Source organism: Pseudomonas sp. TH04, from assembly GCF_016651355.1.
Classification (GTDB): domain Bacteria; phylum Pseudomonadota; class Gammaproteobacteria; order Pseudomonadales; family Pseudomonadaceae; genus Aquipseudomonas; species Aquipseudomonas fluorescens.
This window is the reverse complement of the sequence record NZ_JAEKEA010000001.1, coordinates 2,546,520-2,558,266: the sequence shown is the minus strand read 5'-3', so window position 1 is coordinate 2,558,266 and position 11,747 is coordinate 2,546,520. Positions and strand designations below refer to the sequence as shown.

The window sequence follows — 11,747 nt, the reverse complement described above, 5'->3', positions numbered from 1 at the left end:
CCTCAGAAGCCGGTAGGGGTGCGAGTGTGCCAGTCAGTGTTCAACTGGTACTGGTGCGCCACATTGAGCAAGCGGCCTTCCTGGAAATACGGGGCGAGCAATTGCACGCCGACCGGCAGGCCATCGACGAAACCGGCAGGCATGGACAAGCCCGGCAAGCCCGCGAGGTTAGCGGTGATGGTGTACAGGTCTTCCAGGTACTCGGCGATTGGGTCGCCGGTCTTGGCGCCAATCTTCCAGGCCGGGTTCGGCGTGGTTGGGCCGAGGATCACATCAACTTCTTCAAAAGCGGCCATGAAGTCGTTCTTGATCAGGCGACGGATTTTTTGCGCCTTGAGGTAGTACGCGTCGTAGTAGCCGGCCGACAGTGCGTAGGCACCGACCATGATGCGGCGTTGTACTTCGGCACCGAAGCCTTCGCCCCGGGAGCGTTTGTACAGGTCGGTCAGGTCTTTCGGGTTTTCACAGCGGTAGCCGAAACGTACGCCGTCGAAACGCGACAGGTTGGAGGAGGCTTCAGCAGGCGCGATCACGTAGTACGCAGGAATCGCGTGCTGGTTGTTCGGCAGGCTGACTTCCTTGATCACCGCGCCGAGCTTTTCCAGCTCCTTGACACTGTTGTGCACTAGTTCGGCGATGCGCGGGTCGAGGCCGGCGCTGAAATACTCTTTCGGCACGCCGATACGCAGGCCTTTGATCGACGTATTCAGGCTGGCGCTGTAGTCCGGCACTGGCTCATCGATGCTGGTGGAGTCCTGTTTATCGAACCCGGCCATACCTTGTAACAATATTGCGCAGTCTTCGGCAGTGCGTGCCAACGGGCCGCCCTGATCCAGGCTGGAGGCGTAGGCGATCATGCCCCAGCGGGAAACACGACCGTAGGTCGGTTTAAGGCCGGTGAGGTTGGTAAACGCGGCAGGCTGACGGATCGAGCCGCCGGTGTCGGTTGCCGTGGCGGCCGGCAGAAAGCGCGCGGCAACGGCGGCAGCTGAACCACCCGACGAACCGCCGGGCACGTGTTCCAGGTTCCACGGGTTTTTCACCGCGCCGTAGTAGCTCGACTCGTTGGCCGAACCCATGGCGAATTCGTCCATGTTGGTCTTGCCCAGGGTCACGGCCCCGGCGGTAGCCAGCTTGGACACCACGGTGGCGTCGTAGGGCGCCTTGAAGTTGTCGAGCATCTTCGAGCCGCAGCTGGTGCGAATGCCCTGGGTGCAGAACAAGTCTTTGTGGGCGATCGGTGCGCCCAGCAGCGCGCCATTTTCACCGTTGGCGCGACGCACGTCGGCGGCCTTGGCCTGGCTCAAGGCCAGCTCTTCGGTGAGGCTGATGAAGCTGTTGACCTTGGGGTCGAGCTCGGCGATGCGCGCAAGCAGGGTCTTGGTCAGCTCTTCGGAAGAAAACTTTTTATCGGCGAGACCGCGGGCGATCTCGGCCAGAGTCATGTGATGCATTGCAGGCTCTTTCCCTTTAGTCGATGACTTTCGGAACCAGATACAGGCCGTTTTCGACCGCTGGCGCGATGGACTGGTAGGCCTCGCGATTATTTCGCTCGGTCACAACGTCTGCACGCAGGCGCTGGCTGGCTTCCAGTGGGTGAGCCAGGGGCTCGATGCCGTCGGTATTGACGGCCTGCATTTGGTCAGCAAGCCCGAGAATGCTGTTCAAGGCTGCGGTGGTCTGTGGAAGATCGGCTTCATTCAGGCCAAGCGAGGCCAGATGAGCGATTTTTTCCACGTCGGAGCGTTCAAGCGCCATGGGATTCTCCAGTGGAAAACAGAACGGAGGGCGTCCGTGTGTTAGATTGTCGGAACACTACCGCATTTCTACGGTCATAAGGCCGCGATTGTGGGGGTTGGTGCACAGAAAGTCGGCCAATTTAGCACATTGGCGCCTTGCCCAAAATCCCTGTCGTTGTTAGAGTTTGCCGCACTTTTTTACCCACGCGTTGCCTAGGGTCCTTTCCCCATGTTCAAGAAACTGCGTGGCATGTTTTCCAGCGATCTTTCCATTGACCTGGGCACTGCCAACACCCTTATTTACGTGCGCGAGCGCGGTATCGTTCTGAATGAGCCATCGGTTGTGGCCATTCGGACCCATGGTAATCAGAAAAGTGTCGTTGCCGTTGGCACCGAGGCCAAGCGCATGCTCGGCCGAACACCAGGCAATATCGCTGCCATTCGTCCGATGAAAGACGGCGTGATCGCCGACTTCAGCGTCTGCGAGAAGATGCTGCAGTACTTCATCAACAAAGTTCACGAAAACAGTTTTCTGCAGCCCAGCCCTCGTGTGCTGATCTGCGTTCCGTGCAAGTCCACCCAGGTGGAGCGTCGTGCCATCCGTGAATCGGCCCTTGGTGCCGGTGCTCGCGAAGTGTTCCTGATCGAAGAACCTATGGCTGCCGCTATCGGCGCCGGTTTGCCGGTTGAGGAAGCGCGCGGTTCGATGGTGGTCGATATCGGTGGTGGTACCACTGAAATCGCCCTGATTTCCCTGAACGGTGTGGTGTATGCCGAATCCGTGCGCGTAGGCGGCGACCGCTTCGACGAAGCGATCATCACTTATGTACGCCGTAACTACGGCAGCCTGATCGGTGAATCCACTGCTGAGCGCATCAAGCAGGAAATCGGCACCGCTTACCCGGGCGGCGAAGTTCGCGAAGTCGATGTTCGCGGTCGCAACCTGGCCGAAGGCGTTCCACGTGCCTTCACCCTGAACTCCAATGAAGTGCTGGAAGCTCTGCAAGAGTCCCTGGCCACTATCGTTCAGGCTGTGAAGAGCGCCCTGGAGCAATCGCCGCCGGAACTGGCTTCCGACATCGCCGAGCGTGGCCTGGTGCTGACCGGTGGTGGCGCTTTGCTGCGTGACCTCGACAAGCTGCTGGCCCAGGAAACCGGTCTGCCGGTGATTGTTGCCGAAGACCCGCTGACCTGCGTCGCTCGTGGCGGTGGCCGTGCACTGGAAATGATGGATAAACACACCATGGACCTGCTCTCCAGCGAATAAGATTGCTTGGGTGGTTCATGCTTCGCCCGCAGGCAGCACTTTGCAGTGCTGCCTGTTGGCGTTTATCTTCTTCAATCTGCATCCAGGCCGGTTTGATGCCGTATGAATAAAGAGAACATTTGCCTGGGAGGAGCGGCTTATTAAACCGCTTTTCGCCAAAGGCCCCTCATTGGGCGTGCGCTTATTGGTGCTGGTCGTGCTTTCGGTCGCGCTGATGGTGGTCGATGCCCGCTTTGCACTGCTCAAGCCCGTGCGTAGCCAGATGTCGCTGGTGTTGATGCAGACTTACTGGATCACCGACCTGCCGCAACGTCTCTACCAGGGCGTGGCCAGCCAATTCGGCAGCCGCACCGAGCTGGTCGCCGAGAACGAAAAACTCAAGACTGAAAACCTGCTGCTGCAGGGGCGCATGCAAAAGCTGGCGGCCCTCACCGAGCAGAACGTTCGGCTGCGCGAGTTGCTCAATTCGTCCGCACTGGTGAACGAAAAGGTCGAGGTCGCCGAGTTGATCGGCATGGACCCCAACCCGTTTACCCATCGCATCATCATCAATAAGGGTGAGCGCGACGGTGTGGTCCTCGGTCAGCCGGTGCTCGACGCCCGTGGCCTGATGGGCCAGGTGGTTGAACTGATGCCTTACACCTCACGGGTATTGCTGCTCACGGACACAACCCACAGCATTCCCGTACAGGTCAACCGTAATGGCTTGCGTGCGATTGCCAGCGGCACAGGCAACCCGGAGCGCCTTGAATTGCGGCATGTGGCAGACACTGCCGACATCAAGGAAGGCGACCTGCTGGTCAGCTCCGGCCTGGGTCAGCGTTTCCCGGCGGGTTACCCGGTCGCGACGGTCAAGGAAGTGATCCACGATTCCGGCCAGCCATTTGCGATCGTCCGCGCCGTACCGACTGCCGCCCTGAACCGCAGCCGCTACCTGCTGTTGGTCTTCAGCGACAACCGTACCCCGGAAGAGCGCGTCAACGACGCCGCCCAGGCCCAGGAAGCGGAAGACAAGCAGAACGGCACTGCGCCGGTCATTCCTGCCACGGTGCCAAAACCAGCGTTCGTGGGGCCGCCTGCGCCCGCAGCCACCCCGGCAGCACCTGTGGCAACGCCGGCCAAGCCAGCAGTTCACAGCGCGCGTGCGGCCAAGCCGGTTGCAACCAAACCGCCTGTGTCGGCGCCCGCTGCCACAACCCCGGCGGCTAAACCGCCTGCCGCTGTGGCCCCGGCAACCCGTTCACCGGCCGCGGCCCCGGCAACCACGCGGCAGAGGGAGGAATAATGGCCGGTACTCATTCGCGCAATGGCTGGATCGTCTGGCTGACCTTCGCCATCGGCTTGCTGTTAAGCGTTTCGCCGCTGCCGCAATTCATGGAAATCCTGCGACCGCTCTGGCTCGCGTTGTTGCTTGCCTTCTGGTCGCTGACCCTGCCGCATAAAGTCGGGATGGTCACGGCGATGTGCCTGGGCTTGGCGGAAGACGTGCTCTATGGCACCTTGCTGGGCCAGAACGCATTGATCCTGACCCTGATTACGTTCCTGGTACTGTCACTGCAACAGCGACTGCGGATGTTCCCGATGTGGCAGCAGTGCCTGGTGATCCTGGTGATCTTCGGCCTGGCGCAGTTGGTGCAACTGTGGCTCAGCGCCTTGACCGGTAACCGTCAGCCAACCCTCGCGCTGGTGTTGCCAGCCCTGGTCAGTGCGCTGCTGTGGCCTTGGGTCAGTTTCGGTCTGCGTGGATTACGTCGTCGCTATAAAATCAATTGAATGGATTGCGAGGCTCTGCCTGGTTATCGAACCCTACAGGGAGAGTCTGGAATGAATTCGCTTTATCTGGCCTCGGGCTCCCCAAGGCGGCGTGAACTGCTGACCCAGATCGGTGTGCCATTCACCGTGGTCAGCGCCGCTATTGATGAAACTCCTCTTAAAAACGAATCCGCCGTTGCCTACGTCGAGCGCCTTGCTCGGGGTAAGGCGACGGCGGGTTTTTCTGCGCTTGAACAACCCTCCGGCGTCTGTGTGCTGGGGGCCGACACTGCCGTCATCGTTGATGGTCAGATCTTGGGCAAGCCCGTGGATCAAGCGGATGCCCTGGCGATGTTGCTGGCTCTGTCCGATCGAGAACATGAAGTGCTCACCGCCATTGCCGTCACTGACGGCCAGCGCTGCGAAACTCGGTGTGTAAGCAGTCGCGTACGGTTTCGTGGGATTTGTGTCGAGGAGGCTACAACCTACTGGCACAGTGGTGAGCCACAGGACAAAGCCGGCGGCTATGCTATCCAAGGGCTGGGGTCGGTGTTCGTCGCCGGACTCAATGGCAGCTATTCCGCTGTGGTAGGCCTGCCGGTGTGCGAAACCGCGCAACTGCTTGGCCAATTCGGCATACCCTGTTGGCAAAACCTTACCGCGCGCTGAACGCCTTACTTGCGCGCCAAGCCTTAAGCGATCGGTCACTATTGTGAAAACGCCTGAACGAGACCCAGCCATGAGTGAAGAGATTCTGATCAATATCACGCCGATGGAATCGCGCGTGGCGGTGGTAGAAAACGGTGTTCTGCAAGAAGTGCACGTCGAGCGCACACAGAAGCGCGGGATCGTTGGCAACATTTATAAAGGCAAGGTTGTGCGCGTGTTGCCGGGGATGCAGGCGGCGTTCGTTGACATCGGCCTGGACCGTGCCGCTTTTATTCACGCTTCGGAAATTTCCCTGCGCGAAGGCCCTGCGGTCGAGAGCATCAGCGCGTTGGTGCATGAAGGACAGAGCCTGGTGGTGCAAGTCACCAAGGACCCGATCGGCTCCAAAGGCGCTCGCTTGACGACACAACTGTCAATTCCGTCGCGTTATCTGGTGTACATGCCGCGGACTGCCCACGTCGGCATTTCCTTGAAAATCGAAGATGAAGCCGAGCGCGAACGCCTGAAAAAGGTGGTCAGCGACTGCGTGGCCGCCGAAGGCATCAAGGAAGCCGGTGGTTTTATCTTGCGCACCGCCGCAGAAGGCGCCGGCGCCGATGAAATCCTGATGGACATCCGCTACCTGCGGCGTTTGTGGGACCAGATCGGAGCACAGATCAAAACCATCGGTGCGCCGAGCGTCATCTATGAAGACCTGGGCCTGGCCCTGCGCACGCTGCGTGACCTGGTCAGCCCGAAGATTGAGAAAATTCGCATCGACTCGCGGGAAACCTTCCAGCGCACCACGCAGTTTGTTGCCGAGCTGATGCCGGAAATTGCCGACCGCCTGGAGCACTATCCTGGTGAGCGGCCGATCTTCGACCTGTATGGCGTTGAAGACGAAATCCAGAAAGCCCTGGAGCGCAAAGTACCGCTCAAGTCCGGCGGCTATCTGGTGGTGGACCCGGCGGAAGCCATGACCACCATCGACGTCAACACCGGCGCATTTGTCGGCCATCGCAACCTTGAAGAAACCATTTTCAAGACCAACCTCGAAGCAGCCACCGCTATCGCGCGTCAGATGCGCCTGCGCAACCTGGGCGGCATCATCATCATCGACTTCATCGACATGGAAGACGAAGAACACCAGCGCCAAGTGCTGCGCACGCTCGAGAAGCAGCTTGAGCGCGATCACGCCAAGACCAATATCATCGGTATTACCGAACTGGGCCTGGTGCAGATGACCCGCAAACGCACCCGCGAAAGCCTTGAGCAAGTGCTGTGCGAACCTTGCAGCAGTTGCCAGGGGCGCGGCAAGTTGAAGACCCCGGAAACGGTTTGCTACGAGATCTTCCGGGAAATCTTACGGGAGGCGCGTGCTTACCAGGCCGAGGGTTACAGAGTGCTTGCCAACCAGAAAGTGGTCGATCGCTTGCTGGATGAGGAGTCGGGCAACGTTGCTGAACTGGAGGGGTTTATCGGACGCACGATTCGCTTTCAGGTCGAAACCATGTATTCCCAGGAACAATACGACGTGGTGCTGCTCTGATCCGCAATCGCTTTCTTTCTTCGAGACCGGCAGACCTTGATCTTCCGTCCGCTAATTGCCTTGAGGGTCGCCTGACATGGAGCGTCTGAAACGCTTTTTTGCCGCTTTGACCCGTTGGAGCCTGGGCGTGTGCGCCTTACTGCTGGTATTGGCGGCGGTGTACGTGAGCCTGGGTCGTGAGTTGGTCCCGCTGGTGGCCGAATATCGCGCCGAAATCGAAGCCAAGGCCCAGGCTGCGGTGGATGTGCCCCTGCAAATCGGCAGCCTGGAAGGGCGCTGGAGCGGCTTTGCGCCAGTATTGCTGGCCCATGACGTGATGGTCGGTGAAGGCAACAGCGCCTTGCGCCTGGATCAGGTCGAAGTGGTGCCGGATATCTGGGCCAGCCTCATGGCCCGTGAAGTGCGTATTGCTCATCTGGAAGTCAGCGGGTTGCAGTTGAGCGTCAAGGAAGACAAGGACGGCCACTGGGCACTTCAAGGCCTGCCGGTGCAGGACGACCAGCCGTTGGACCCGGAGCAGTTGTTGACACGCATGCAGATCGTCAAGCGTGTGTCGTTGCTGGACAGCCAGGTCACCCTGCAACCGTTCGGCGAGGCGCCGCTGACCCTGACCTACGTGGGCCTGAGCCTGCACAGCGGTGAGGCGCGCCAACGTCTGGACGCACGCTTGACCCTGCCCGACGGCCAGCCGCTTGCCTTGAGCCTGCGTAGCCGAATTCGTGCAAGCCAATGGAAAGAGGGCGAAGTCGAGGCCTACCTCAGCCTGCCTCAAAGCGACTGGGCCAAATGGATTCCGGCCAAGCTGACCCAGCAATGGAAACTCACGCAATTGAAGGCGGGCGGGGAGTTCTGGCTGACGTGGGCCAAGGGCACCGTGCAAAGCGTTGTGGTGCGCCTCAATTCACCTCAGGTGAAGGGCAGCTACGCGGACCGTAAGCCGGTACATATCGAAAACCTCGCCCTCAACGCTTACCTGCAGCGCAGTGATAGTGGCCTGAAGGTGCTGTTCGATTCGCTGGCGATGAACATCGGCGAGACCCGTTGGGAGTCGCAACTGCAATTGCAGCAAAGCCTGGCCACCGAAAAAGCACAGGAAACCTGGAAGCTTCAGGCCGATCGGTTGGACCTGACCCCGATTACGCCGTTACTGAATGCCCTCGCGCCGTTGCCGGAAGGGTTTGCCACCACCATCGAGCACCTGAAAGCCACAGGCCTGTTGCGCAATGTGCTGGTGGACTTCCGCCCGCAGGACACGACCGATCAGAAAGTCAGCTTCGCCGCCAACCTTGAGCGCATCGGCTTTGATGCGTACTTCGGCGCGCCGGCCGCACGTAACGTGTCCGGCAGCATCAGCGGTGACCTTGGCCATGGCGAGTTGCGCATGGACAGCAAGGACTTTTCCCTGCACTTGTACCCGATCTTCGCCAAGCCCTGGCAGTACATGCAGGCCAACGCGCGCCTGACATGGACGCTGGATAAAGAAGGCTTCACCCTGATCGCCCCGTATATCAAGGTGCTGGGCGAAGAGGGCAAGGTCGCCGCAGACTTCTTGATTCGCCTGCATTTCGACCATGCCCAAGAAGACTATATGGACCTGCGGGTCGGCATGGTCGATGGCGATGGGCGCTTCACCTCCAAATATCTGCCGGCGGTATTGAGCCCTTCGCTGGATGAATGGTTGCGCACGGCGATTCTCAAAGGTGCGGTGGATCAAGGTTTCTTCCAGTACCAGGGGTCGTTGAACCACGACGCGCTGCCCGCTGCGCGCAATATCAGCCTGTTCTTCAAGGTGCATGACGCCGAACTGGCATTCCAGCCGGGTTGGCCGCATGTGAGCAAAGTGAATGGCGAAGTGTTTGTCGAGGAGAGCGGTGTGCGTATCCTGGCCAGCAAGGGCCAGTTGCTCGACACCAAGGTCAAGGACGTCTATGTCAACATCCCACACGCGCCGGCCGGCAAGGACAGCCATCTGCTGATCACCGGAGGGTTTGCGGGTGGTTTGGGCGATGGCCTGAAAATCCTTCAGGACGCGCCGATAGGCACTGGCTCGACCTTCGCCGGTTGGAAAGGCGAGGGTGACCTGCAAGGCAAGCTGGATCTGGACATTCCTTTGGCCAAGGGCACCGAGCCCACTATTGTCGTGGACTTTCAGACTGACAAGGCTCGCTTGCAATTGGCGGAGCCGACTCTGGATCTGACCCAGCTCAAGGGCGATTTCCGCTTCGACAGCGCCAAGGGCCTGAGTGGCCAGAACATCTCGGCCAAGGCGTTCGATCGCCCCATCACTGCGCAGATCCTCGCCGACGGCAAGCCAGGTAGTCTCAGTACGCGGGTCATTGCCAAGGGCCAGGTCACGGTCAAGCGGCTGACGGACTGGTTGAAAATCAGCCAGCCGTTGCCGGTGTCCGGTGATATCCCTTACCAATTACAAGTGACCCTGGACGGCGCGGACAGCCAACTGATGGTCAGCTCCACTATGAAAGGCGTGGCGGTGGACCTGCCGGCGCCTTTTGGCATGCCCGCCAGCCAAGGCCGCGACAGCGTGTTCCGCATGACCTTGCAGGGCGCCGAGCGGCGTTACTGGTTCAGTTACGGCGAGCTGGCGAGTTTTACCTTTGCAGCGCCGGCGGACAAATTCAATGACGGCCGCGGGGAGCTGTTCCTCGGCAATGGTGATGCCGTGCTGCCTGCTGCCAAAGGCTTGCGGATTCGCGGTGTGCTTTCTGAGCTGGATATCGACCCGTGGAAAAAACTGGTCGACCGCTACGCGGGTAATGACCCCGGCGGGAGCGCCAAGCAACTGCTCAGTGGTGCGGACTTTAAGGTGGGCAAGCTGACCGGCTTTGGTACTCAGTTTGACCAAGTCACCTTGCAGCTTGACCGCAAGCCGACAGCCTGGGGTTTGCAGCTTGACAGTCAGCAGGCCAAAGGCACGGTAAATTTGCCGGACGCCAAAGGCGCGCCCATTGCGATCAATCTGCAGTATGTGAAATTACCGGCCGTAGACCCCACCGTTCAGGCGGACGAAAATGCGCCGGATCCATTGGCGGATATTGATCCCAAAGAGATTCCGGCACTCGATATCGATATCAACCAACTGTTCCAGGGGCCTGACCTGGTGGGCGCCTGGTCGCTGAAGATTCGACCGACCGCCAAAGGCCTGGCCTTCAACAACCTGGACTTGGGCCTCAAGGGAATGCAGCTCAAAGGCGCCGGTGGCTGGGAGGGTGCGCCCGGTGCGAGCAGCAGTTGGTACAGGGGCCGCCTGGATGGCAAGAACATCGCTGATGTGCTCAAGGGCTGGGGCTTTGCGCCGACGGTAACCAGCGATGACTTCCACCTGGACGTGGATGGTCGTTGGCCGGGTTCGCCGGCGTGGGTCGGGCCCAAGCGTTTCTCCGGTAGCCTGGATGCCGCGTTCCGCAAGGGTCAGTTCGTTGAAGTGGAAGGTGGCGCCCAGGCCCTGCGGGTGTTTGGGTTGCTGAACTTCAACTCCATTGGCCGCCGTTTGCGCCTGGACTTTTCCGACTTGCTCGGCAAAGGCTTGAGTTATGACCGGGTCAAAGGTTTGCTGGCCGCCAGTGATGGTGTGTTTGTGACCCGTGAGCCGATCACCATGACGGGGCCTTCTACCAACCTGGAGCTCAATGGCACCCTGGATTTGGTGGCTGACCGTGTCGACGCCAAATTGCTGGTCACATTGCCGGTCACCAATAACCTGCCGATTGCCGCGCTGATTGTGGGGGCGCCGGCCATTGGTGGCGCATTGTTCCTGATCGACAAGCTGATCGGTGATCGTGTTTCGCGCTTCGCCAGTGTGCAATACAAAGTGGAAGGTCCTTGGAAGGATCCAAAAATCACCTTCGACAAGCCATTTGAAAAGCCAAACTGAGAGGCTGTGGAGTAGCATGGCCGCATGCCTTTTACGGAGTGTCGGCCTATGTCCTTTGCGGTAATTCAAATGGTCAGCCAGAGTGATGTGCTGGTCAACCTGGCACAGGCCCGACGCCTGCTGGAGCAAGCGGCGGCAGGTGGTGCGAAGCTGGCAGTTCTGCCTGAGAACTTCGCGGCCATGGGGCGTCGTGATGTGGCCGATATCGGCCGCGCTGAAGCGTTGGGCGACGGCCCGATCCTGCCATGGTTGAAACAGACTGCCCGCGACCTCACCTTATGGATAGTGGCCGGCACGTTGCCGCTGCCGCCCAAGGACCAACCTGACGCCAAGTCCAACGCCTGTTCGTTGCTGATCGATGATCGGGGTGAAATCGTCGCCCGTTACGACAAGCTGCACCTGTTCGATGTGGACGTAGCAGATGCGCGAGGGCGTTATCGTGAATCCGACGACTATGCTTTCGGGAGCAATGTGGTGGTGGCGGATACACCGGTGGGCCGCTTGGGCCTGACGGTGTGTTATGACTTGCGGTTCCCGGAGCTGTACAGCGAATTGCGCGCGGCGGGAGCTGAATTGATTACCGCGCCTTCGGCCTTTACGGCGGTGACCGGTGCCGCGCATTGGGATGTGCTGATCCGTGCGCGCGCCATTGAAACCCAGTGCTACCTGCTGGCGGCCGCTCAAGGCGGTGTGCACCCAGGCCCACGGGAAACCTTTGGCCACGCGGCAATTGTCGACCCTTGGGGGCGAGTGCTGGCGCAGCAGGATCAAGGCGAGGCGGTGTTGCTGGCCGAACGCGACAGCAGTGAACAGGCGTCGATACGGGCGCGCATGCCGGTGGTCAACCATCGGCGCTTTTTCTCGCAGGGCGCGCAGCGGCCTGCTTCGGAACGATGAATT

9 protein-coding genes are annotated in these 11,747 nt (G+C 60.0%); 7 read left to right on the top strand and 2 right to left on the bottom strand.

Annotated elements, in window-relative coordinates; all coding sequences use genetic code 11:
- Positions 1-2: 2 nt before the first annotated feature.
- Both gatA and gatC read right to left on the bottom strand, forming a co-directional pair.
- Complete coding sequence (gatA, locus tag JFT85_RS11540; RefSeq protein WP_053254403.1) at positions 3-1,454, bottom strand: Asp-tRNA(Asn)/Glu-tRNA(Gln) amidotransferase subunit GatA; 1,452 nt, start codon at positions 1,452-1,454, stop codon at positions 3-5.
- Between the two features lie 16 nt (positions 1,455-1,470).
- Positions 1,471-1,758 (bottom strand): Asp-tRNA(Asn)/Glu-tRNA(Gln) amidotransferase subunit GatC, encoded by a 288-nt coding sequence (gatC, locus tag JFT85_RS11535; RefSeq protein ID WP_053254404.1) that lies wholly within the window; start codon positions 1,756-1,758, stop codon positions 1,471-1,473.
- A gap of 210 nt (positions 1,759-1,968) precedes the next feature.
- On the opposite strand from gatC, the gene mreB reads away from it, so the two are divergent.
- The 7 genes from mreB to JFT85_RS11500 all read left to right on the top strand — a co-directional run bounded on the left by mreB (position 1,969) and on the right by JFT85_RS11500 (position 11,744).
- Complete coding sequence (gene mreB / locus JFT85_RS11530) at positions 1,969-3,006, top strand: rod shape-determining protein MreB (protein ID WP_002555108.1); 1,038 nt, start codon at positions 1,969-1,971, stop codon at positions 3,004-3,006.
- Between the two features lie 139 nt (positions 3,007-3,145).
- Positions 3,146-4,291, top strand: a complete 1,146-nt coding sequence (gene mreC, locus JFT85_RS11525) for a rod shape-determining protein MreC (RefSeq protein WP_078827746.1) — start codon at positions 3,146-3,148, stop codon at positions 4,289-4,291.
- Positions 4,291-4,779 carry a rod shape-determining protein MreD gene (gene mreD, locus JFT85_RS11520; protein ID WP_017138250.1) on the top strand — a complete coding sequence of 163 codons (489 nt, stop codon included), beginning with the start codon at positions 4,291-4,293 and terminating at the stop codon, positions 4,777-4,779. The genes mreC and mreD overlap by 1 nt, the downstream gene beginning before the upstream one ends.
- Before the next feature lie 51 nt (positions 4,780-4,830).
- The gene (locus JFT85_RS11515) at positions 4,831-5,427 is read left to right on the top strand and encodes a Maf family protein (protein WP_078827747.1); all 597 of its coding nucleotides are present in this window, start codon (positions 4,831-4,833) and stop codon (positions 5,425-5,427) included.
- Positions 5,428-5,497: 70 nt separating this feature from the next.
- Positions 5,498-6,955, top strand: a complete 1,458-nt coding sequence (gene rng, locus JFT85_RS11510) for a ribonuclease G (protein WP_053254407.1) — start codon at positions 5,498-5,500, stop codon at positions 6,953-6,955.
- 76 nt (positions 6,956-7,031) lie between these two features.
- A complete protein-coding gene (locus tag JFT85_RS11505; RefSeq protein WP_201229868.1) occupies positions 7,032-10,847 on the top strand; it encodes a YhdP family protein in 3,816 nt (1,271 codons plus the stop codon).
- A gap of 48 nt (positions 10,848-10,895) precedes the next feature.
- Positions 10,896-11,744, top strand: a complete 849-nt coding sequence (locus tag JFT85_RS11500; protein ID WP_069552861.1) for a carbon-nitrogen hydrolase family protein — start codon at positions 10,896-10,898, stop codon at positions 11,742-11,744.
- Positions 11,745-11,747: the final 3 nt, after the last annotated feature.

Excerpts from the sequence above, each read along its gene's own strand:
- gatA (WP_053254403.1), bottom strand. The coding sequence starts at position 1,454 with ATGCATCACATGACTCTGGCCGAGATCGCCCGCGGTCTCGCCGATAAA.
- gatC (WP_053254404.1), bottom strand. The coding sequence starts at position 1,758 with ATGGCGCTTGAACGCTCCGACGTGGAAAAAATCGCTCATCTGGCCTCG.
- mreB (WP_002555108.1), top strand. The coding sequence starts at position 1,969 with ATGTTCAAGAAACTGCGTGGCATGTTTTCCAGCGATCTTTCCATTGAC.
- mreD (WP_017138250.1), top strand. The coding sequence starts at position 4,291 with ATGGCCGGTACTCATTCGCGCAATGGCTGGATCGTCTGGCTGACCTTC.
- JFT85_RS11515 (WP_078827747.1), top strand. The coding sequence starts at position 4,831 with ATGAATTCGCTTTATCTGGCCTCGGGCTCCCCAAGGCGGCGTGAACTG.
- rng (WP_053254407.1), top strand. The coding sequence starts at position 5,498 with ATGAGTGAAGAGATTCTGATCAATATCACGCCGATGGAATCGCGCGTG.
- JFT85_RS11505 (WP_201229868.1), top strand. The coding sequence starts at position 7,032 with ATGGAGCGTCTGAAACGCTTTTTTGCCGCTTTGACCCGTTGGAGCCTG.
- JFT85_RS11500 (WP_069552861.1), top strand. The coding sequence starts at position 10,896 with ATGTCCTTTGCGGTAATTCAAATGGTCAGCCAGAGTGATGTGCTGGTC.